Below are 23400 nucleotides of genomic sequence, written 5' to 3' on the forward strand. Positions count from 1 at the left end.
CTGTTGATATTTTGAGGCTAAGATTTTACAAGAGACTATTTAATTTTATGTCAAAGCAGTAGCTGTCTTGAGTGGCGATAAAATCATTCCTAGCTTGAATTAATTTTAACTCTGAAAGATCAATGCTTTTATAATAAAAATCCATATCAAATTATTAAATTTTGAATTTATAGTTTTTCAAGTTATGAAAAACCCGCAACAATGCGGGCTTAATTAATAACGACAGTAAGCTATTATTAAAATGTCATTTCGGGTGTATTTTTAGGGATAATTAAACGCCCCTGTGTTTTAGCTTGAATTTCTTCTACGCTCACTCCGGGGGCACGCTCTAATAAATGAAATGCACCATCTTTAATTTCCAGTAAAGCCAAGTCGGTAATTACTTTATTAATACACCCCACACCGGTAAGCGGTAAGCTGCATTCACTGAGTAATTTTGACTCACCATGCTTGTTAGCGTGGGTCATCGTGCAAATAATGTTTTTTGCACCGGCAACTAAATCCATGGCACCGCCCATACCTTTTATCAATTTATTAGGAATCATCCAGCTAGCAATATTACCGTTTTGGTCAACTTCAAAGGCGCCCAATACGGTTAAGTCAACATGACCACCGCGGATCATCGCAAAGCTTTCGGCTGAGTTAAAAATGGCTGCGCCAGTGGCGGCAGTAACAGTTTCTTTACCGGCGTTTATCATATCAGCATCGAGCGCATCGGCAGTAGGATACTGCCCCATACCCAGCAGGCCATTTTCTGATTGCAGCATTACTGCAATATTATCGGGAACATAGTTAGCTACTAAGGTAGGGATCCCAATGCCTAAATTAACGTAATAGCCATCTTGTAATTCCATCGCGACTCGCTTGGCGATTTGTTCGCGTGTTAATGCCATTAGTTTGCTCCTAATTGCTTTGCTGCTTGGGTGGTCTCTTTTTCTATGCGTTTTTCAAACACCCCCTTTATAATCCGGTCGATATAAATACCGGGAGTGTGTATTTGGCTTGGCTCTAACTCCCCAGGCTCTACAATTTCTTCTACTTCGAGTACGGTTATTTTACCCGTGGTGGCGGCCATAGGATTAAAGTTCATCGCGGTATGGCGATAAATACAATTACCAAAACGATCCTCTTTCCACGCTTTTACAATGGCAAAGTCACCGGTAATACTGTGCTCTAGTAAGTAATCTCGACCATTAATACTACGTGTCTCTTTGCCCTCAGCCACTGGCGTGCCTACTCCAGTGGCTGTATAAAAAGCAGGAATACCCGCGCCACCAGCGCGCATTTTTTCAGCCAGTGTACCTTGTGGAGTAAGCTCTACATCTAGCTCACCACTGAGTAGTTGCTGTTCAAACAAGGCATTTTCACCCACATACGAGGCCACCATTTTGCGTATTTGTTTATCCTCTAGTAACACGCCTAAACCAAAACCATCTACGCCACAGTTATTAGACACCACAGTTAAATTGCGAATACCTTGACGTTTAATTTGGCCAATAAGTCCCTCCGGTATACCGCACAAGCCAAAACCACCGGCAATCACTGTCATGCCATCTTCAAGCCCTGCCATTGCTTCGCTGTAACTACTTACTACCTTATCGAATCCTGCCATTGTTAGCTCCTATTGTGCGGTCCAGCCGCCATCTATAGCTATCGCTTGTGCGGTAATGTTTCGCGCCGCATCAGCCATTAAAAAGGTTACCGTATGGTGTATTTCATCTAAACCAATAAAGGCTTTTTTAGGCATAGGTGCTAGCATAATAGTGTCGATTACTTGTTGCTCAGATAAGCTATGCTCTTTAGCTTGTGCGGCAATTTGCTGCTCTACCAGCGGTGTTTTTACATACGCAGGACACACGATATTAATGGTTATATTGGCATCCCCTGTTTCAAGGGCTATAGCTTTACTAAAGCCAATTAAGCCATGTTTGGCGGCCACATAAGCCGACTTATATTTAGAGGCCACCATGGCATGAATAGAGCCAATATTAATAATTCGGCCAAAATTTTGTTCGCGCATTTTAGGTAATACCGCTTTGGTCATCATTGCAGGTCCAACTAGCATTACTTGCTGCAAAAATTGCCATTTATCAGCCGGAAATTCTTCAAGCTTTGCTACGTGCTGAATGCCGGCATTATTTATAAGCACATCAACAATTTGCGGTAACTGATTAAAAAAAGCGGTAATTGCCTCGCTGTCGGCCACATTTAATGCATAACCTTGGGCTTTTCCGCCATTAGTAACAATACCCTCTGCCGCTTCTTTTGCGTGCGCTGCATTTAGGTCGGTTACTATAATATGATGACCCGCTGCTGCTAATTGCTGTGCTATATATAAGCCAATACCGCTGGCTGCACCGGTTATTAAAATTGTTTTGCTCATGCAGGCCTCCTAGTTGGCTAAAAACTCACTAATTTGCTGCGCTTTAGGCGCAATCGAAAACAGCCCATCTAAATGGCCCCAACCACCCGCAATTTCAGAAATAGTGACCTCTTTACCTAGTTCATCCATTATTGAGTCCATATTGCGGACATTTTCGGGGCGTAGCAATAAATCGTTAGTGGCAGGTAGCAATAAGGTTTTTGCCTGCACCTTTTTTAGGGCATCAGTTAAATTGGCTGATCTACCTGCGGTAAATAACTGCGATGCTCGCACTAAGTACAAAACATGGTTTGCATCTTGTAGCTTAGCTTTTGCTAATGCTCTAGCCTCTAAAACCTGGTTTACTTTTGGTAAGGTGCGAATATCTTGAAGTGCGCCGTCATCTAGCACCTCAAAATTAGGGAAACTGGCGTTATAAATAAGCGGATGCATAGCATCTTGGGTAATGTTTAGTAGCGTAGCGGTAAGCCCTGCAAGTGGGCGTTCTTTGTTATAGTAATTACCTTGCTGCCAGTTTTTATCTAAACGAATTGGCATGGCCCATTTTTCTAGTGCCGACACAGTCCATGCATCCATGGTTGCCGCACCAATTACGTGTACTAAGCGCTCTACTTGCTCTGGGTAACGTACTGCCCACTCCAGTGCCTGAAACGATCCCATTGAGGCACCTATTACGGCATGCAGTTTGTTAATACCTAAACTATCGAGTAAGCGTTTTTGCACTTCAACAAAATCAGTAATTGTCACTACCGGAAAGTCTAACCCGTAAGGTTTATTTGTTTTAGGATTTATAGAAGCTGGCCCCGTGGTAATTACATTAGGATCATGCCAGTTTGCATTGACCAAAGTGTCTGAGCTAATTACAAAATATTTATTAGTGTCGATTGCTTTACCTGGGCCTATTAATGCATCCCAATAACCGGCAAGTGCATCATCAGCTTTGTATTTACCTGCGGCGTGTGACGTGCCCGAAAAATAATGAGTAATTAAAATAACGTTATCTTTATTTTTATTTAATTTACCGTAACTTTCCCAGCCTATGTCTACTTTTGGCAAAGTAGCCCCCGACACAGTTGTAAAATCTTCAGTGGTAAAATGCTGTTTTTTCACTAATATTGTTTCGCTATAAACGGCGTTACTTAACAACAATATAAATAGGGGCAATATAATTTTAATTTTCATGATTCATCCTAAAAGAAAATAAATAAACACAAAGCAAGCACTACACCTACTACAGGCACCACTCCCGTAAGAGCAGCCATAGACCAATAGGCACGTTGATGGGTTTCTTTACAAATTGCACGTATGGTCGTAACTACATAACCATTATGCGGGAGGGTATCGAGCGCACCAGAACTAATCGCAACCACTCTATGTAACTGCTCAGGATTAACACCCATATCTAAATATTGCGGAGCGACAAGTGGCAATGCGATAGCTTGCCCGCCCGATGCAGAACCGGTAAGCCCTGCAATCACACTCACGGCCACTGCCGCACCGACTAATTCATTACCTGGCATGTGAGTCATTGCATCTACCGCTGCTGTAAAAGCAGGCGATACTTTAGCTACAGCGCCAAACCCAACAACCGCAGCAGTATTACCAATAGCCACTAAAGCCCCTGTAGTACCTACATTTATTGCAGCCGACATATTATAAAAGTATTTATAATTAATAATGACAATACTTAAAACACCACCTAATAACGCAACTATTAATGCCGTTTGCTGTAACACATCATGTAAAAAAAACGACAGGAGTAAAACAACAAATAAAGGTATAACGCCTGTTATTGGGTGTGGGCGCTTTCGCTCAAGCAATATAGGGTCATCTTCGCGTGCTTCAAAACATTCGCCTTTTGCAATAGCTTTTTTTATCATTTTATTTAGCCAGTAATAGCCTACTGTCGCCATAAATACAGCTACAACTAAACTTACTTCCCACGCAGCATAAGGTGAGGTTCCAAGGTATTTGACCGGTATCCAGTTTTGTATTTCAGGTGAACCTGCAGAGGTCATTGTAAAAGTAACCGAACCAAATGCCAGGGTCGCTGGTATAAAGCGCCTAGGCAAGTTAGCGTCTTTAAATAAGCTCAGCGCCATGGGATATACCGAAAACGCGACTATAAATACACTAACTCCTCCGTAGGTTAAAACAGCGCACGCAATGACTACCGCTAAAACCGCATGCTTCATCCCTAACTTACCGACAATGTAACTAGCTACACTATCTGCAGCGCCGGTATCTTCCATAAATTTGCCAAATAAAGAGCCCAACAAAAACATAAAAAACCAGGCACTCAGAAAGCCAGCAAATCCATCCATATAAGCCGAAATAAAATTAACAGAGTCCGTTACCGGAAAAATCGCCATATTACTTGTAAGCGCCACAAGCAGTGCACATACCGGTGCGGCAATAAACAAATTAACGCCGCGTAGCGTTAAAATAATCAGCAGTACTAACCCGCCTAATAGTCCTATCATGCTCAGCATAGAGGTTCCTAATTTATTGTTATTACACGATGAGGTGACACGCGAGTAATATTTATAACCTTCATACTTGGTTACCCTGAGTGTTACTGCAATGGCCACATAAATACATAACACTAAGGTACTATCCATTATTAAAAATAATATAAGCAAATGAATTTAAAGGACTTTAAAATAAAAATTTAACGTATAGCACTATGGTACTAATTCTATTTGAGGTGCAATCTTCTACAGTGAACTTAGGTGACGCGAGTTAAGCATTTTTGTGATAACAATAAATAGGAACACACTATGAATCAGCTCAAACACAAACCAACCTTACTCACTATTGCAGTAGCACTGGCTATAACAAGCAGCTTTAATAGTGTTGCAGCAGAGAAAGCTACAGCAAAAAAAGGTGAGCTAGAACGTATAGAAGTAACCGCTCGAAAAACAGTTGAAAACTTACAAGAAGTCCCTGTAGCAGTAACCTCAATAGGTGCGCAAGAACTTGCCGAAAATGGAATTAGCGTGATGACAGAAGTCCAGCAATTCTCACCTAATACGACTTTGCAAGCTAGCCGCGGTACAAACTCTACAATCACTGCTTTTATTCGTGGTGTAGGCCAACAAGACCCTCTTTGGGGATATGAACCAGGCGTAGGCATTTATATTGATGATGTTTACTTAGCTCGCCCGCAAGGTGCTGTGCTTGATTTGCTCGACGTACAACAAATTGAGGTTTTACGGGGTCCACAAGGCACGCTTTATGGTAAAAATACCATAGGTGGCGCTATAAAATACGTGACCAAGGAAATGAGCGGTGATGCAACACTTAACCTCCAAGGTACGTTCGGTAGCTACAACCAAAAAGATTTAAAAGTGACAGGTCAACTGCCAATTATTGATGAAAAACTTTATGTCGGCTTTGGCTTTGCTACTCTAAACCGAGATGGGTTTGGTGAGTTTTTAACATCTGCACTCGATAATCAAGACCGTGAAAACTACAATAAAGATGTTACGGCGGCACGAGTGACACTTGAATACACGCCTACCGACGATCTATTTTTTAAACTCACATGGGATAAAACTAAAGACGATTCAAACTCAAAAGGGGGTTACCGACTATTACCAAGCTTATTAACTGATGCGCCAGTGCCTGATAGCAAGTACGATTCATACACCAGCCTTCCAACAAAAAATAACGTAGAACTTGAAGGATACAGCTTCACTGCTCGCTGGGATGTAAGTAATAGCACCAGTATCAAGTATGTTGGATCTAATCGCGACAGTTATTCCCCTACTAATATTGATTTTGATAACACCTCAATTCGTATCTTTGATGTGCCTGCTATTTATGATGATGAACAAACCACACATGAACTCCAGGTAAACCACCAAGGTGATAATTACAAACTAGTATCAGGTTTATATTATTACGATGGTGAGTCTTGCGGCCAATTTGAAGCTATATTAGAAGAACTAGGTAAAAGTTTAGGTGCTGCTGGGCTTACCCGAGAAGTTAGTGGTTGTAGTAACTCAACAAGCAAAGCTGCTTACATGCAAGGCACCTATGACTTTGACGAGCAATGGTCAATGACCCTAGGCGCTCGCTATACCCGTGATAGTAAAGAAGCAACTGTTAACAATGGTTTGGTGTTTGCTACGGTTTATCCAGAGTCTGGTTGGATACCAGGGTATGTTCGACCTGAAGGGCAGCTTGTCCCTACTGTACTTGATGATAATGAAGACTGGTCGCGCTTTACTCCTCGTGCAGGTGTTGAATACCAGTACAACCCCGACATTCTATTTTTTGCAAGCTATGCCCAAGGTTTTAAGTCAGGCACGTTTAACCCGCGTGCTACCGTAGCAGAGCCCGCAGCAAAGCCTGAAATTGTAGACTCGTTTGAAATAGGAATGAAAAGCGAATGGAACGACAATCTTCGTGCAAACATTACGCTATTTACTTTAGATCATAAAGACCGTCAGTATATTTCCGTACTACCGGGCGATGATGCATCTGATTTAAATCAACGACTAGGTAATATTGGCGAGTCAACATCAGACGGTATTGAAGTAGAACTTACCTACATTGCTACTGAATCACTCACTTTTGACGTCTCTTTAGGTTATATAGACAGCACCTTCGATAATGTTATTGATACCAACCCCGAGACCGGTGAAATATTTGATAAATCAGACCGCTTTACTGTATCGAACACTCCCGACTTAACCTTCAATTTTGGTGCAACATATCGTTTATATACTGATATGGGAGACTTTGTATTTAATAGTAATTACTACCATAGAGGTGAGTATGCGTTATTTGAAGAAGACAGCCTACTAACCCAAGACAGTTACGGCTTACTCAATGCCGGCATTACTTGGTACAGCACTGACGGACACTGGAATGCAGGCTTATATGCTAAAAATTTAACGGACGAAGAGTATATGATAGGTGGTTATCAATTTGTCGCGCCCGATCCCTCAGACCCACAAAATGTGAGTAAGTACACCCCTGGACTTGGTGGCGATAATACCTTAATTGGCTATTATGGCGATCCGCGTACCGTGTCACTTACTGTTGGCTATCGATTTTAAATAATAGTAATTAGGTTTACACGACACCTTCCTCTTGTCGTGTAAACCTTGTTTCATTTTTAAAAATCACTTATAAGTAAAGTACTTGGAGTAACTTTGGATGAGCGCAGTGAATACTATAATTGCCGATGACCACCCCCTATTTCGCAGCGCCCTACGCCAAGCGGCAGCAACCTCAGTTCCTGAAGAATATATTAAAGAAACTAGCGATATAGAGGGCTTGTTCACATTACTAAGCGCGCACCCCGAGATAGAACTCGTATTTTTAGATTTAACTATTCCTGGCGCCAATGGGCTGCAAGCTCTTTCGCAGCTGCGTAATCAATATCCTGACATATTGATTATTATGGTATCAGCCAACGAAACACCCAGCATTATAAAACAAGCCATGACACTTGGTGCGTCAGGTTATATCCCTAAGTCATCATCGCTCGATATAATAAGCCAAGCTATTGCCCATGTACTAAATGGAGATAACTGGCTCCCACCTGATATTGATTTAAACGACGTACAAGTAAATGATGAGCAAAGCGAATTTTCTAGTAATCTTGAAAAGCTAACTCCGCAGCAATATCGTGTTTTGGCAATGATCGCCGAAGGGCTTTTAAACAAACAAATAGCCTTTGAAATGTCAATTCAAGAAACCACTATAAAACAACACGTATCTGCTATTTTACGTAAACTTAATGTATATAACCGTACACAAGCAGGCATTTTATTTGACCAATTATCACAAGTTGGTAAAACCGAATAAGTTGCATGTTAATGTAATCAACTTAAGTAAGGCGCTTAATCATTCGCTTAAGTGCGGGTGCTTTAAGAGGCTTGTAGAGCAATGGATAGCCCGCATCGAGTACCTTTTCTCGAATAACCTCATCATGATTAGCTGTGTTAACAATAATAGGTAAGTGGCAAAGCTTCGCTTCACGAATAACATCAAGGCCTGTTATTCCATCATCTAATTGATAGTCAATAATAAGTAATTGCGGCACTGGTAATTTAGCTTGTAATGCTTGTAGCTGCGCTAAACCTGTTGCGGTGGCTATATCGCATCCCCAGTTTTGTAATAATTGCTTGAGCGCATTGAGTACATTCTCGTCGTTGTCGATTAACCAAATACGTAATTTACCAAGCTCTGTTTCAGGGTTTTTCACTGTATTATTCATTTGGGTTGGCACTAAATCAGTGGCGCAAGGTAGGTTAAGTGTAAACTGCGTACCCTTACCAAGCTCTGATCCCATCACTAAACTAATATTTAATAAGTCACAAATACGCTTTGTAATTGCAAGCCCTAAACCTAACCCTTCGGCATTAGGCTTATCGCCAAGTTGCTTAAACTCCTGATAAATTGAATGTTGATCTTTACTAGCAATACCTATTCCGGTGTCTTCTATTAAAATAGCCAACTGATCGCTTTCAACAAGCATTTTGAAGCGAATTTCACCATGTTGTGTATAACGAATAGCATTACTTAATAAGTTACGTAAAACACGCCTTAATAAAGCTTTATCTGTTTTTACCATTACATTTTTTGATTCAACAATAAAACGTAAGCCTTTTTCATTTGCTAAAGCCTCATACTCATTTTGCAAAGGTTCAACCAAGGATTTAATAGCAAACTCACTTAACTCTACTTTAAATGCACCAGCATCGAGCTTAGTTAACTCTAAAATACTCGAAAGCAGCTCTTCTGCACTGCTCAGTGAATTTTTAATATTCAGTGCAAGCTCTGCTAGTTCTGTATCTTGTGTTTTTTCGTTCATGAGTGAACAAAATAAACTGGCCGCATTGAAGGGTTGCAGCAAATCGTGACTGGCCGCTGCAAAAAAACGTGTTTTACTTACCGTTGCCTGCTCAGCAACTTGTTTAGCTTGGGATAGTTGCTCATTAGCTTGTGTTAACGCAGCTGTTCGTGCACTAACCTTTTCCTCTAAGCTAATATTGGCTTGTTTAAGCGCCTTTTGCTGCTTTACAAACTCACTTATATCGGTATACGTTGTTACAAAGCCACCATCAGGTAGTGGATTACCTTGCATTTCAAACACTCGACCATCGCTATGTAAACGTTGAAATTTATAGGCGCTGCCAGTTTTTAAATATGCTAAACGCTTACTTACCTCCGCTTTTAAATTATGGGAACTAAACAATCCTCTCACTGCGTTATACATAATGATCTCAGCTATTGGTCGCCCAATGTAAAGGGCATCATCAGGGTAGCTAAACATCTGTTTGTAGCCTTGGTTCCACGCAACAAGCTTTAATTCGCTATCTACAACACTAATACCTTGCTGAATATTCTCGATGGTTGACTGTAATAAGTCGCGATTAAATTTAAGTACCTGGCTAGCTTCATCAACAAACTCTGCAACTTGTTCAAGAGGTTGACGCTGCTCATTTTTAGCCACATCTAAAATTAATTTAGCCGATGCTCCCCCTATCACTGCCGACATTTCTCGTTCAACAATTTGCTCTAAATCAGTATTAGCTGGTTGCTTCCATTTACTTTGATCTGCAGGAAAGTACTGTGTAACAAGTAACTGGCTTGCTTCTTTTTCAGCAAATCGCTGTAGCAAAGCTCCCAGATCTTCATAATTAAGTGGTTGTAATGTGGTATTTAAACGCGGTTCAGGTAACTGCGAAATAAACTTATTACTTTGTAAACGCTCAGCTAAAGACGCTTGACTAAATAAAGGGACTAAAAAATATACCAAACAATTTGACCCAAGCGATAACAAAGATGCCTGAGTTACACTATCTAAATTTAAACCAAGCAAGTTGGTAGGAGCCAGCCATGCTATTTGCCAAGGCCCTTGACTAAGCCAAAGCCCATCTATACCTAAGCCACTGGCTAAACTCGGTATTAATAGAGTATACCCCCAAATAATAAAGCCGCTTAAAATACCAAGTTGAGCACCTTTACAGGTCGCTTGTCGCCACCAAAGGCCAATAATCATAGCGGGAGCAAATTGTGCAACCAAAGTAAATGACATCAATCCAACATTTGCAAGTGTATTACTCTCACCCAATACACGATGCGTAAAATAGCTAAGCAGTAATATGCACACAATCACTATTTTACGGGCATGTAATAGGTTGTTTTTATCAAGTCCTCGGCTACTTGAGTTGAGCTGCGAGCGCCTTAAAATAAACTGATTTATAAAATCATTGGTGATCATTACAGAAAGCACAATGGACGAAACAATTACCATGCTTGTAGCCGCTGAAAAACCGCCTAAAAATGCAAGTAATGTAATGCCGGCGTTGTTGCTCGCCATTGGGAGAGCCAATACAAAAGTGTCGTGCCCTACGTCAGTACCATTAAAGTAAACAAGGCCTGCGTAAGCAATAGGTAAAATAAATAGGTTTATTAGTAATAAATAAATGGGAAATAACCATCGAGCTTTGGCAAGTTCAGTATCGTTATTATTTTCTATAAAACCCATGTGAAATTGCCGAGGCAAACACAACGTAGCTAAAACACCTAGTATCGTATGCGCAATATAAACATACACCGGGCTTTTAGTAGCTTGAACTTGTTGAGGTACATTTAATTGCTGCGCCTTTAAAAATAAATCACTGGGACTGTCAAAAATTACAAAGCACACATACAGACCCACCCCAACAAATGCGAGCAGTTTAACCACCGATTCAAACGCAATGCTGGCAATTAAACCCGGGTTATGCTCGCTCGGTTTTAACCTACGAGCACCAAATAAAATAGCAAATAAAGCAAGCAGCAACGTAATATAAAAGGTGCTATCAGCTAAAACCATATTGTTTTGTGTGGGCGCGCGATTGGTTAATAAATTAATACTTTGTGCGGTAGCACTCAACTGCAGTGAAATATACGGCACAATAGCAATCACAGAAATGAGCGATATCAAACCAGATAAGCTAGAAGATTGACCATAACGGGTTGATATAAAGTCGGCCATTGAGGTTAATTTTTGTTGCCTACAAATATGGGCTATTCTGCCATAGAGCTGCCACCCAAAAATAAATAATAAAATGGTCCCTGCATACGTAGGCGCTAACCACCAACCATTACTCGCAGCTTGCGCTGTCGTGCCATAAAAAGCCCAAGAGGTACAATACACCCCCAAAGACAAACCATAAGTTAATCCTTTAAAAGGTAAAACTTTATGCTTATCCGCCCAGCCGGCAACCGCAAATAATATACCGAGATACACCAGCGCAATTAAGCTAATAAACCAAATAGAAAACATATTTTTATTCTTATCGTATTTATTGATTACTTAATCAGCATAAGTGTTTTTACTAAAAATAGCAGCACCCACTTTAGTGCTAAGTTATCGTTTTAAAAGAGAATAAAAAACAAACTCACCAATAATAAGAATTATTTGTATTTAGATATTGACAGATAGTTAGATCTAACTGATAATCAATATCAACAAGACGGATTGCATACCACTTGTTAAGGAATGAATTGATTTGTTTCTCGACCCTGAAACAACGTGTGGCGCACGTAAACAGCTATGGTTACTTGTTATGAACCGCAACGCCCCTTGATGTTGATGATGAGTAACCGCCCTACTATTTTACTTGCTACATTGCTCATATCGGTGACGGTAGATATGAAACTAAAAAAGCCCTTACGGGCTTTTTTTATGTCTGTAATTTAGTTGGTTAAATTAAACTAAATCAATTAACGACGGTTTTTACGTGCGCGTGCTCGGCGTTGTTTTTTCTCTTCTTCTTTAGCTGCCTTTTTAGCTTCTGCTGCAGCGCGTAAACCAGCAACCATTACTTCTTCTTCCTCACGCATTTGCGGAGTTTCCATAGTAATACGGCCAATGATACCGTCGCGTAATTCGTTGATTAGTATTTCAGACATTTTGTATGTGTCTATTTGGTTACCACCACGAATACAGCCACGTTTTTTCCCCGCCATTTCAACAAATTCCCAATCACTTTGTGGTAATTCATCTATTTTATAACGCGCTTTTAATAACTCTGGGTATGCACGCAATAGGTACTCAGCTGTGTAACTTGCTACTTCTTCATACTCAAGTGCTGTATCACGAATGGCACCGGTAGCGCCTAAGCGATAACCTGAGTTTTCGTTTTCTACTTTTGGCCACAACATACCTGGCGTATCGTAAAGCATAATACCGTCTTCAAGCTTAATGCGTTGTTGCGCTTTAGTAACAGCAGGCTCATTACCTGTTTTTGCAACTATACGCCCAGCCAATACATTAATTAACGTAGATTTACCCACGTTAGGAATACCCATGATCATGGCTTTAATTTGCTTATCTGCACCCACTTTATGCGGCACTAGCTTTTTACAAAGCTCATTAATACGGTGTACTTCAGCTGCTTTATCATGCCCAAAAGAAATCGCTTTAACACCGTTTTCTTGCTCAAAATAATCTTTCCAGATTTGAGTCATTTTAGGATCCGCTAAATCAGCTTTGTTCAAAATTTTGATGACCGGCTTACCTTCACGCAAGGTTGCCACCATCGGGTTTTCACTACTGTAGGGAATGCGCGCATCAAGCACTTCAATGATCACATCCATTTGTGGCATTATTTCTTTAATTTCATTGCGGGCTTTATTCATGTGCCCAGGGAACCACTGTATTCCTGCTCTACTCATTTGATTTATATGACCTTTAAATTTAGGCTCTAGGCCATGGGTACTAATATGGGTACTAAAAGTAAAACTATGCTTTTGTACTTTTCGATATTGATGTAAGTTTACTACATTACTTGAAGTTATTGCAGGTGCTTGTGTTATTAGATGTTTAACGATGCCAGCTAAAGACATTTATCATTTTAGAATCATATATGTATTAATAATAATAACTTTACGCATACCAACAAAAGCAAATACATAGCAAAGGAAAGCTTGCATGAAAGAATATGAAACTGACTTAATCGATTTTCCAATCACTACAACCACTTATAAGCGCATTGAAAAGTATGCTGTTGGCTTTGATGATACGCCTGATAAAACAATTGTTCGCCTCTTAGACCTCATAGAGAACCTTAACGATACAAACATCAAAACACAAAAGCCTAATAAACCAGAACTATCATTTCACCATAATTCAGAGAGTGAGTTTGAAAAAGAGCTTATCAAATCAAAAATAGCAGAGGTAGTTATACATTATCGTGATGGTAGCCATAAAGTAAATATATGGAATGCCTCACACTTCAATGAAAGATCTGATTTGAGAGCGCACTTGTGGTCTGAGTATCTAAGTGATTGGGAGGAGGAGAACATTATCAAGGCCGAATTAGACACTTATAACTCTGTGATAGAAAAAACCATTGGTATAAGCAATCACATACTAAGAGCTGTGAACGTTGCACTAAATATTCCATATAAACAGCTTATTAAGCATGAAACTCATATAGTTCGTCACGATAGCCCAACACCTCATTTGGCTATTAGTTTTAACAATGACGCGCCGACTTACGCGAATGAATGTGGATTTGAACCTGATGATAGCTGCTACTACCTAACTGAAGAAGATTTAGGTATTAGTTTATAAATTGCGGCATAAAGCCGATGCATCAGCATCGACTTATTAATTTTAGAGGGACTTAAAGGCTGCTTCTAGTGAAATAAAAAGCAGTTTTTGACTGTATTCATGTTCATTGAAGCTCTGCTGTTGCCCACGATATTTTATGTATCCTGCCGGGTTCACCTGCAATGCGCATTTAAAGAAGCGAGCATTGGTAAACATACCTGTAATTACTCCATAAAATGGCGCGTCAAACGACACCTAATCAATTAACCCCAAGCGCTTTAAACACAGCATCGACGGGGTCTGCATAAAAGCTGATCTGGAATTTTGAGAACAACTCAGCAGGAACCGTTGGAATATCTGAGGCTGAGGCCATTGGGAGCAAAATACGCTTTGCGCCACTGTCCATAGCTAACTGAAGACTGCCTGCAAGATCTTGAACAGGATTGACGACACCACCTAAAGTCATCTCTCCCAAAACAACCATCTGCTCTTGAATCGGTCGGTTCATCAGAATTGAACAGAACGCAATTAATGCAGCGAGCGATGACTTTGTACTTGGCCCCGTATTGTGGAGCTCAACAACATGGAGGTGATACTCATGATCAGAAAACTTCGCCGACGCACTGATTCTATTCAGGTTACCTTTGAAATAATCAAAGCCAACACGCACAGCTTCTTTCGCTGCGGTATTCGAACCAAGGCCAGATACTGAGTGTTTACCAGAACCAGCCATCATCTGGGTTTCATAACGATATAACCCAAGCTGCCCAGTGCTTCCCTGAGTAACCAAGTGCACAACACCAGCGCGAGGTAAGCCCTCTGGAATTAGCTTGCTGCCACCTTGTTCCGGTACATTGACGAAGAATTCTTCTAATGAATCGTTATCGATGTAGCTAAAGTGCACATCAAAAAATTCCATTCCGCCAAGCTTTTTCAATTGCTCTTTGACTCTACGTCTAGTTTCCAGCGCATAGGTCAGGCAGGCTCTTACATCATCTTTTGTGTACTGTGCGTCGGGATGTAGTAGCTTTAATAAGCCCGAAACAGTTCTTCGCACAGCAATTACATCACGCTGATTAAGGTTATTACCGAGTTTGAAGAACTTATCTATAGCATCCGCAAAACTTCTTTTGCGCATTTCACGCATGTATTCAGCAAGATAGTCTGTGATTAATCCGTAACTATTGGTGAAAAACTCAGGACGCATCTTCGGTATTTCCCATCCAGGAATATAGGAATGGAAACGGTCAAAAAAAGCAGTGTCAATCATGGCATCAGGAAAAGGTGCCAACAGATGACTGGTCTTCACCAGTGTCTCAACGCTTTGATTGATGTTACCAACGAATACCATGGAAGCCTTCGCTTCGATTGAATCACGACCACGAGAAAATGAACCCGACGACATATAGTCTTTCATGATCTGAACGCCGTCTTTGTCTTTAAAGTTAATACCCGCTACTTCATCAAAGGCGACAACATCCCACATTCCGACCAACCCAACTTGGCGCGAGCTCATGTTATAGAACAAGTTCGCCACAGTTGTTTGTCCGCCCGAGACAAGCAATGAGTTTGGTGAGCACTCCTTGTAGACATGGCTTTTACCTGTCCCTCTTGGTCCGAGCTCACAAACGTTGTAGTTGTTTTCAACGAATGGAATCATGCGAGTGATAAGATGCCATTTCACCCGATGCTCTAAGTTGGTTGGCTCCATACCCACGGAACGAAGCAACACATCCATCCACTGATCGGTACTAAAATGTCTTCTGGTTGAAAACATCTCATCCATGTTCATGGACGGCATTTGTATCGGCTTTAAACTCATAATGGAGAAAGGTGATGTCTTCTGACCTTCCTCAAAGAAATACTGGACGGTAATAATGCACCAGATGCCGCCAGTTAATAATTTTTCGTTGTCTTGTACTATTTTGGTCGGTACAAGGGCATCCTTGATACCCAGGTTCGACAACGCAGCTTCATAGACGTCTTTTTTCTGATTGAGCTTAACGCTTACTTTGTCGATGATTTTAAACGTGCCGCGTTCACGGATCAGTGACTTCACTTTCTCCGCTTCATCTGGTCGGACATAGTTCTCAGCCAAGATTTTTTTGACATTATCAAGGCCTTGCATGACAACTTCGTCGTCATCGGACGCACAATACATCCCTAGTAAATACTCAAGCACATAGACAGGGACGTTAGCGCCTTCTTTCAATTGCTTTGTCAGATCTTTTCGAACGACACGGCCTTTAAAATATTGGTTGAGCAATGCGTCTAAATCGGCGCTTTGCATCTGATTTTTTTCGTCTTTATGATCTTGTGAAAAATCAGTTGTCATGTTTCACCTCAGCGCCTTAGAAAAAATCATCTTGGAATGCCAAATCAATGGTTACCGCGTATTGGCTATAACGGGTTCTCATTTCCGCATTCTCAAGAACTAATGTGTATTGAGCGTTTCTGTCGAACTGGGAACCAATAAGCTTTAACCTAGCTTCGCGAGTACGTTCATCCATCACTTTACTCACGCTATCAAAGTTAATCGTTTCACGACTGGATACTTCATTACCTTGTGCATCGACGATATAGACATCCAACAACCGTGCGACAAAACGCTCGCCTACAGGGTCTGTCTGAATAAATCTGACCTTGTCGATATTGTTTACTAATTTGATGGGCTGAGTGGCTGCAACAACACCTACCGGTTGTTTCTCATGTTTTGCTGCTTGTTTTTTTTGCAGCTCTCGCACATGCAGTACCGGGACGCATACTTCCTGTAGCATCGCTCCGCCATGCACAAACTTGGCTCCACCAACAAAATGAAAGCGTTGACTCCCTTTTGGCACCATAAAATTATAATCATCCTCCGGCTCTTTTATTCCATTAGCTGTATTTGAAATCGAACCTTTCCAATAACTTTCATCATCAGGCAAATCCTTACCAACGATATATCTCTTCTTGGCTTCTAAAACACCGTTTGGTTTACTGGTAAGTTTGGTCTTTTCAGCCGCGACAAGTGCTTTTTGTTGGAAGAGGAAGCCATGGTCAGCGGTGATCACAACTCGGCTGCCGTTTAGACGGTTGATAACCCGCCCAACAAGGTCTTTTAGCTCTTCAATGGCACTACGACAGGCTTCAAACGTTTTCTCTTCAGTTGCAGCCTTATCACCAATCGCATCAATGGTATCGTGATAGATATAAACTACTTCTACGTCTCGAACCTTGTCACGCCCCTCCTGGTTACTCCAGCTCATCAGTTCCTTAGAACTCACCGCCATGCCACCTACCTTCTGTAGGATGGAATTACGATTGTCTAAACCCTGTGAAGAAATACCATCCACATAAACAGCCGTGCCTTGTTCTGGCTGGTAACTGAGCGCCTTATGAGGCAATAATGCCGCCATCCCAAGTTGGGTATAACTCGGCAAAACACCCAACTGCGTAGACACCTCAGCCTTAAATCGCTTCTCGTTGTTAATGATAGCGCCAAGCTCATTCGCAATTTCAAATCGCAGGGCATCAGAGATGATCACAAACACTCGTTTCGTCTGTTTCAGACTCAGTCGTGTGCGAACTTCTTTTTCATAAAAGTCATACTGGTGCGGTACGCCAGAAATCTGCCACTTTTCAAGTAATTTCTCATTAGCCAAATGACGATCCCAGGCAAGGCCAAGCTCATACAAGTACCAGTTGGTATAAATGCTTTCGACTTCGTCGTCGAGCTGACGCAGTATGTCTGCACCTTTACTCAATACAGAGTGCACATGTTCATTGAACAAACGGTAAGCCTGGTCAAAACGATAAATGTCTGTGGTATAGGCGTCGTACATTGCTTTCGCGTTATCAAAGTGGAACCCGTCCACATAGCGATTTCGCAAGTGCATTAACTCTTCAGCGTTGCGGATAGCTTCATAAATTGCGAAGTATTCTTTGCGTGATAATGTCCAGTGGCTAGCAAGACGTCTTGATAAGACCGTATCAAACTGAACCCGGTCTAGCGCTTTACTGCTATCGAGCAAATCACGAACTAAACCACGGATTATGGCCTGTTCCACAGCTTCGAACGTTTCGCATTCGATAAGCTCAACCGGATGGTACTGGCCTGCACGAGTCGAAATTTCCAACTGTTGGCTAAGCACCTTAGAGATGCTTTCGTAGTAAGCGGCGAAAGAGCGGCTGTCGCGCCAGCTCACCATAAACGCCAAGGCTGTCGCCCGGCCTGATGCGCTTTTTAGAACATTGTTAAGCAACCAATCGCGTTCAACACCTTCAATTTGGCTCCAGAATTCAGTACAGAACAATTTCAACACGAAGTCTGAGAAGGTTGGCTCTTCGACTGTATAGCCAAAACCCTCACTCAGATATGCCCAGAGAGAGGTCTCAAGATCAAACTTTCCTAGCTGGCTCCACACTTGTTTAAAGGCATCGGGTTGGCCAAGGCTTTCATCTTCATATGAGCCGTCAGCGCCTGCGGCGGGCGCGTCTAGCGCCGTAGAGTAAGCGCGTAGTAACCCAAGCAAAATGTCCGACAAAGACGCAGAGTCAGCTTTTACAACCACTGCCATCATCTTCCTGTCTAACGACAGTTCGTCTTCGTTCTCAGTCACCCACTTTTTTAAACCGGCTATGCGCTGTTTATTGGCAAAAAAGCTCTGGCGCTTACGAATGTGCGTGCGTAGCGCCATTTTCGGGATACCCAGCTCATTAAGCAGCATTGAGCTGTGATCAGCAAAAAACTGCTCGCTATACAAACGCACGTCTAGCAACCAATCACGATCAGGCTCTGGCTCAGCGCTTGGAAAATAGATAAGGAATTTAGCTTCACGCTCATCTACTTCAATGCGTTTTTTCACTGCCAATACAGACTCATTGCCCATATTGAGGATGGTCAAATCATTTGGCAGTACCCTAGCAGTTATATCTGCCGCTTTATCACCTGATTCTTTTGCAAGCGATAAAGAATTAGCTAAATGCTCAAGCTCTTCAGTAAAGCTTTGCTCTGGGTCGTACCAAAACACAATGCGGCTTTGTTCGAGCTTGGCAGCGACACCTTGTGCCAATTCGCTAATCTGCATTAGTTAACCTCCGGGGCCGAACCAGTAATGGCCTTAACATCAGCCAACAGATCGCCAAACTTGCCGTAATTCACTTTCACGCCATCATCAAGATCCAGTGAAATACGCATATCGGCGTAGTGTTTTAGCTTGTCATCAAACTCTCGTAGCTCGACTTGTTTCTTAATTAAAGCATCCAACTCTTTCTTGAAGCGGTTCGCTTCACTGGTCGAATCAGCCGTTTCAATCTGCTTCTCAAGCTGCTCTGCATAAGCATCGTATTTGCCTAGTAACGGGGTAACATACTCAGTACGCATACGCGAAAGCGTGCCCTCATTGTAACGGTGCAGGTAAACCAGGCACTCAAAAGCCTTCTGTTTGCCTGAGCTAAACAGCCAATAAATAGGGCGTTTTTTGTAAGTCTTCAGATGATCTTTATAGAACTGAGTCGATAAATAGCGGCGGATTGTCTCTAGCGCTGATTCTGATTTCTTGGGTTTAATGGCGTTTAAGCACAGTGACTCGGCGACAAAATCAAGATTCTCTTGCAGATGTTCTTCACCCCATACGACCTGGACAAATTCGCGGAACCGATTTGTGGCGTCGTCTTTAAACCATTCTTGGTCGGTTAATGGAATGATGCCATCTTCATCGGCTGGATAGTCCATATAAGATCCTTCAGCATCTAGCAAGTCGAATCCATCATTCCCAGACTGTGCATAAACTAGACCTTCTCGGTTTAAAGAAAAACGACCCATGACACAACCTATTGAATAGCTTAATATTTCCGCTATTTTTTCAGCCCTATATAATAATTTACCTAAAGCAAGGTCTTTACTAGAAAATTGGTAATACTGGTTACAATAAAGTGATATAGTGGATTTTTTTACCTCTTTATTTGCTTGGCCACTTGCGCCGTACATCTCTATAAACAACTCATTATTTGCTTGCTCTAACTCTTGTACTTCTTCAACCAGGCTCAAGGAATTTTCATATAACTTATTGAAAGAGGATGAAATAGTTGAAGCAGGTATATTTATGATATCTAGGGACTTAAAACCGGGATTCTCTTCTTTGGACTGATAGTCATCTTTAAATATACTTACTAGCTCTTTGGCTCGCGTGCATATCAATTCATAATTTGAATCAACAATAGTTGTTGGAAAACTAGCCATAACCCCTGGACTTAGATTCAAGGTTGGATTTAGAAGCCCACTAATTAAACTACCTACTGGTGAATTTAAAAATGCCATTACATAAAAAAGTCGTTCTGAAGATGACCCTGTAAAAATTGAAGGGGATGCAAAATCAAAGATATAACCTTCAGGGGTGTATCTTACAGATAATTCTCCCCCCCCGATCATGGTCCATGTGACAGACTCCTTAAAGTAATAGTCTTCATTTCTGACATAAGCATTTTTAAAATTTTTAAGATCAAAGCCAGAGTTTTCCCAGTTCACAATATAGTTATTATTGCCGAACCACTTTCTATATTCACCACCCTTATTGCAACCATACCACTTGTATTCATCAGAATACTCAACTCCTGGCAAACATGTATCAGCTGATGAAACCTCATGCCATAACCTAATAAAACGATCGTTATCCGCTGATGACAGCCCACTCTTAATTGCGTATTCATCACCCAAATTATCTAATTTTGATATAACTTCAAGAAATCGTGGTGCTATCCAATATGTGATAGGTTGACCAGATATCTTCAAAAATGACTCTTGTGAAATTTCCTCAAATCTATTCTTATTCTGCAGTAGATTTTTTCTTTTAAGATCTTCACTACCTTCCACAAGACGATGGAAGGTTGGGTAGAAATTATTTATGTGAAATTTATTAACAACCCATGCCGCAGTTTGTACAACCTCACCACTGATTTGACTAAATGCACGCGCACCTAAATGAGCCATGATTACAAATGTATTATCTTGTAACAGATTTTTTCTTAATTGTTCAAAACTTGACAAGAACATCCAAGATTGCATGTTTATTTGAGCATTAAAGCCGTATATTGTAAGCAAAGAAAACGCTCGCTCCATAAAAATAGCAAACAAGTCTGATTTACTATTTGGGTATTGTTTCTTAGCAAAATCTTTTAAATCCGCATTCATGCCTTTGCTGCCCATATAAGGAGGATTCGCAATCACAGCATCGTAACGAATCGACAGAACCAATGCCTGATGCACTAATTCAATCAATTGCTTCGCTGCTGGCTTTTGCATTGAATCGCCTGACTCTTGTAGCTCGATAAGAGTGCTTAGTAGCTCCTTTAATTGTTCATTGTCATCGCTTGGCACATCAATCAAGGAACCAAAGGTTTTGGCCTGTGTAAATCTAGCCAAGGTTCGCTTCAGCAGTTGGTAGCGGTTGTCTGCATTGAACGAGCTTAAATCTTGCTCTTCATCGGCGAACAAGCTCTGCGATATGCCGCTTTGCCAACTTCCCGATAGATTGAGTGCTTTCCATAAGGTCGGCAGGTCAAGATGGGTACTTTCCTGCAATGAAAGTACATTGAGTCGCACGTTACGGGTAAAAATACGCTTATCGTCATCTCTAGCCATCATCATCAGCGCAAAGCCAGATAACTGTGCTGCACGATCATCTATGTCTAGGCCGTAGAGGTTGTTCTCCAAAATCATCTTTGGAATATCACGAGAGCGGAAACCACGTTCTTCGTAGATGGCTTTTAACACGTTATAGGCTTCAATCAGTATGTGGCCCGAGCCACAAGCGGGATCGAGTACTTTGATGGTTTCAGGCTCGATGGATTCAGGCGTAATAGCTTTTAGCTGTTGGTTAACTTCGTCAGATTGTTCAGCAGGCTCAATGTAGTATTCCATCTGCGATTTAATGGCAGAATCTGGATAGGTTTGAAGCCATTGACGACCGACTGAGTTTTGTACCAGGTACTTTACAATCCAGTTAGGTGTAAATAGCTGGGTAGCAGCAGGAATATCTTCACTTTTGACTACCTTACCCATTACCTGATCTTTCTTTTCAGAAATGTAGAACTGGTAAAGCCAGCCAATCACTTCTACCTGTTGCCAGTCCTCTTCAGGGATACCGTCTACCAATCCACGCAGAATTGAGTCGGTACGTGTTAGGTTGTCTGGTAGCAAAAGTTCTGTTTCATCGTCCAATGCGTCAAATAAGAAAGGCATCGCTTCATGAAGCTTATGGCACTGGCCTAACAACAGTTCACGATAAAGCTCTTCGTCCTTGTTGCCCGCAAGCTTGAGTTCAATAATGCGAGATCTATCTAATCCGAGTTCATCCGCAGCGTCTTGCGCATGGTCGATAATTTCAAAACCTTTAGGGTTGTCTGGGTGCGACAAAACACGAAAACCGTGACCTAGGTAGTCATGGATTTCCATATAGCGAACAGCACACAAACGGTTGAACCAGGTATAGGCTACCTGCTCAATTAGCTGCGCATAACCGAAAGTCTTAACTTTTCTGACTAAGCGTTCTCTCGCTGTTTTTACGCCTATTGGAAAGGCTTTTCCTTCGATAGAAAGAACAGAACCTTGCTCTTTGACGTCAGAAATTTGCTTGTCACTGTAAATACCCAGTTGATTTAATTGCTTTGAAACAGCTGAGATAAATTCACGTCTTGCTTGGGGAGCATATTTTTTAAGCTTTGCAGTATTCATAATCTTCTCGCTGTTCCGTGACCACAAACACCTTCGATGGCTGTGGTCAAATCTGTTTTAAACTGGTTGTAACTAGGCATGTCTATGCGTGTGATATCTATCCCCGTTACCATTTCATATTGCTGTTCTGTTGTCGCTTCTTGCCCTAACAATCGAGCTAAAACTTTCTTAGGGGCATTTTCATCTGATGCAGCATCATTCCCTGACAGTTCGGTTTCTAAAGCTGTGCAATGAGCATAGGGATCTTGCTTTTGACCACATATCAACCAAGCTTCGGAGGTTGGTTTGGGTATCATCGGTATCCCATGCACGCCTTCAACTCCATTAAAGCCAAGGATGATAGATTGATGTAAATCATCAAAATCACACTTATCGGTATCATGAAAATAGAAAGCCAACTGGTGTCCATTGTCTTTTGCATAGCCAGCCATTGTTGTGGCTCTATTTGCATGCTCGACGAAGCCTTTTCTTAACTTTGTACTTGGTCGATGTTTACGAACCCCCTTAGCTTGGCGTGCCAACTCGTTGCCAGAAATACAAGTCATCCAATTATTAGGGGATTGAAAATCTATATTATCTTCATTCCAATCAGGGATAATTTTCTGCAATAGGCGAACCGCTAACAATGCCATTGGACCAAGATTGTAAGATGCCCCACTAGATATTGAATGACCATTATTTGATCCCCCCATATCTGAGCTACCTTCACCTGTTACCAAGATGCTTGTAATCATA

Annotated in this window: 14 protein-coding genes; 3 read left to right on the plus strand and 11 right to left on the minus strand. The window is 41.4% G+C overall.

Annotated features, from left to right (window positions below; genetic code table 11):
• Positions 1–236: 236 nt before the first annotated feature.
• Genes GQR47_RS08970 through GQR47_RS08990 form a run of 5 tightly spaced genes read right to left on the minus strand, consistent with a single transcriptional unit; the run spans position 237 to position 4875 of the window.
• Positions 237–893 carry a 3-oxoacid CoA-transferase subunit B gene (locus GQR47_RS08970; RefSeq protein WP_024594936.1) on the minus strand — a complete coding sequence of 219 codons (657 nt, stop codon included), beginning with the start codon at positions 891–893 and terminating at the stop codon, positions 237–239.
• Positions 893–1612, minus strand: coding sequence for a CoA transferase subunit A (locus GQR47_RS08975; RefSeq protein WP_154903830.1), 720 nt, complete (start codon positions 1610–1612; stop codon positions 893–895). Before GQR47_RS08975 ends, GQR47_RS08970 begins: the two co-directional genes overlap by 1 nt.
• A 9-nt stretch (positions 1613–1621) precedes the next feature.
• On the minus strand, positions 1622–2383 hold the full coding sequence (locus tag GQR47_RS08980; protein ID WP_024595645.1) for a 3-hydroxybutyrate dehydrogenase: 762 nt from the start codon (positions 2381–2383) through the stop codon (positions 1622–1624).
• 9 nt (positions 2384–2392) lie between these two features.
• Positions 2393–3565 carry a homoserine O-acetyltransferase gene (locus tag GQR47_RS08985; protein WP_024595646.1) on the minus strand — a complete coding sequence of 391 codons (1173 nt, stop codon included), beginning with the start codon at positions 3563–3565 and terminating at the stop codon, positions 2393–2395.
• Between the two features lie 8 nt (positions 3566–3573).
• A complete protein-coding gene (locus tag GQR47_RS08990; RefSeq protein WP_024603352.1) occupies positions 3574–4875 on the minus strand; it encodes an SLC13 family permease in 1302 nt (433 codons plus the stop codon).
• 288 nt (positions 4876–5163) lie between these two features.
• On the opposite strand from GQR47_RS08990, the gene GQR47_RS08995 reads away from it, so the two are divergent.
• On the plus strand, positions 5164–7452 hold the full coding sequence (locus tag GQR47_RS08995; protein WP_024595143.1) for a TonB-dependent receptor: 2289 nt from the start codon (positions 5164–5166) through the stop codon (positions 7450–7452).
• A 100-nt stretch (positions 7453–7552) separates the two neighbouring features.
• Entirely contained in the window at positions 7553–8206 is a 654-nt protein-coding gene (locus GQR47_RS09000; RefSeq protein WP_024595144.1) for a response regulator transcription factor, read from the plus strand.
• 22 nt (positions 8207–8228) lie between these two features.
• Here GQR47_RS09000 and GQR47_RS09005 read toward each other — a convergent pair whose 3' ends face one another.
• Both GQR47_RS09005 and ylqF read right to left on the minus strand, forming a co-directional pair.
• Entirely contained in the window at positions 8229–11678 is a 3450-nt protein-coding gene (locus GQR47_RS09005) for a PAS-domain containing protein (protein WP_024595145.1), read from the minus strand.
• Positions 11679–12118: 440 nt separating this feature from the next.
• Positions 12119–13072, minus strand: a complete 954-nt coding sequence (gene ylqF, locus GQR47_RS09010; RefSeq protein ID WP_024595146.1) for a ribosome biogenesis GTPase YlqF — start codon at positions 13070–13072, stop codon at positions 12119–12121.
• A gap of 256 nt (positions 13073–13328) precedes the next feature.
• On the opposite strand from ylqF, the gene GQR47_RS09015 reads away from it, so the two are divergent.
• On the plus strand, positions 13329–13973 hold the full coding sequence (locus GQR47_RS09015; RefSeq protein ID WP_165723730.1) for a hypothetical protein: 645 nt from the start codon (positions 13329–13331) through the stop codon (positions 13971–13973).
• Between the two features lie 238 nt (positions 13974–14211).
• Here GQR47_RS09015 and brxL read toward each other — a convergent pair whose 3' ends face one another.
• Genes brxL through GQR47_RS09035 form a run of 4 tightly spaced genes read right to left on the minus strand, consistent with a single transcriptional unit; the run spans position 14212 to position 23399 of the window.
• A complete protein-coding gene (gene brxL / locus GQR47_RS09020) occupies positions 14212–16287 on the minus strand; it encodes a protease Lon-related BREX system protein BrxL (protein WP_165723731.1) in 2076 nt (691 codons plus the stop codon).
• A 16-nt stretch (positions 16288–16303) separates the two neighbouring features.
• Positions 16304–19021, minus strand: coding sequence for a BREX-1 system phosphatase PglZ type A (pglZ, locus tag GQR47_RS09025; RefSeq protein WP_165723732.1), 2718 nt, complete (start codon positions 19019–19021; stop codon positions 16304–16306).
• A complete protein-coding gene (gene pglX, locus GQR47_RS09030) occupies positions 19021–22665 on the minus strand; it encodes a BREX-1 system adenine-specific DNA-methyltransferase PglX (RefSeq protein WP_165723733.1) in 3645 nt (1214 codons plus the stop codon). The genes pglZ and pglX overlap by 1 nt, the downstream gene beginning before the upstream one ends.
• Positions 22662–23399 carry a hypothetical protein gene (locus GQR47_RS09035; RefSeq protein WP_165723734.1) on the minus strand — a complete coding sequence of 246 codons (738 nt, stop codon included), beginning with the start codon at positions 23397–23399 and terminating at the stop codon, positions 22662–22664. Before GQR47_RS09035 ends, pglX begins: the two co-directional genes overlap by 4 nt.
• Position 23400: the final 1 nt, after the last annotated feature.

It is taken from the genome of Pseudoalteromonas sp. Z1A2 (genome assembly GCF_011378755.1).
GTDB lineage: Bacteria > Pseudomonadota > Gammaproteobacteria > Enterobacterales > Alteromonadaceae > Pseudoalteromonas > Pseudoalteromonas distincta.

Excerpts from the sequence above, each read along its gene's own strand:
- GQR47_RS08970 (WP_024594936.1), bottom strand. The coding sequence starts at position 893 with ATGGCATTAACACGCGAACAAATCGCCAAGCGAGTCGCGATGGAATTA.
- GQR47_RS08975 (WP_154903830.1), bottom strand. The coding sequence starts at position 1,612 with ATGGCAGGATTCGATAAGGTAGTAAGTAGTTACAGCGAAGCAATGGCA.
- GQR47_RS08980 (WP_024595645.1), bottom strand. The coding sequence starts at position 2,383 with ATGAGCAAAACAATTTTAATAACCGGTGCAGCCAGCGGTATTGGCTTA.
- GQR47_RS08985 (WP_024595646.1), bottom strand. The coding sequence starts at position 3,565 with ATGAAAATTAAAATTATATTGCCCCTATTTATATTGTTGTTAAGTAAC.
- GQR47_RS08990 (WP_024603352.1), bottom strand. The coding sequence starts at position 4,875 with ATGCTGAGCATGATAGGACTATTAGGCGGGTTAGTACTGCTGATTATT.
- GQR47_RS08995 (WP_024595143.1), top strand. The coding sequence starts at position 5,164 with ATGAATCAGCTCAAACACAAACCAACCTTACTCACTATTGCAGTAGCA.
- GQR47_RS09000 (WP_024595144.1), top strand. The coding sequence starts at position 7,553 with ATGAGCGCAGTGAATACTATAATTGCCGATGACCACCCCCTATTTCGC.
- GQR47_RS09005 (WP_024595145.1), bottom strand. The coding sequence starts at position 11,678 with ATGTTTTCTATTTGGTTTATTAGCTTAATTGCGCTGGTGTATCTCGGT.
- ylqF (WP_024595146.1), bottom strand. The coding sequence starts at position 13,072 with ATGAGTAGAGCAGGAATACAGTGGTTCCCTGGGCACATGAATAAAGCC.
- GQR47_RS09015 (WP_165723730.1), top strand. The coding sequence starts at position 13,329 with ATGAAAGAATATGAAACTGACTTAATCGATTTTCCAATCACTACAACC.
- brxL (WP_165723731.1), bottom strand. The coding sequence starts at position 16,287 with ATGACAACTGATTTTTCACAAGATCATAAAGACGAAAAAAATCAGATG.
- pglZ (WP_165723732.1), bottom strand. The coding sequence starts at position 19,021 with ATGCAGATTAGCGAATTGGCACAAGGTGTCGCTGCCAAGCTCGAACAA.
- pglX (WP_165723733.1), bottom strand. The coding sequence starts at position 22,665 with ATGAATACTGCAAAGCTTAAAAAATATGCTCCCCAAGCAAGACGTGAA.
- GQR47_RS09035 (WP_165723734.1), bottom strand. The coding sequence starts at position 23,399 with ATGATTACAAGCATCTTGGTAACAGGTGAAGGTAGCTCAGATATGGGG.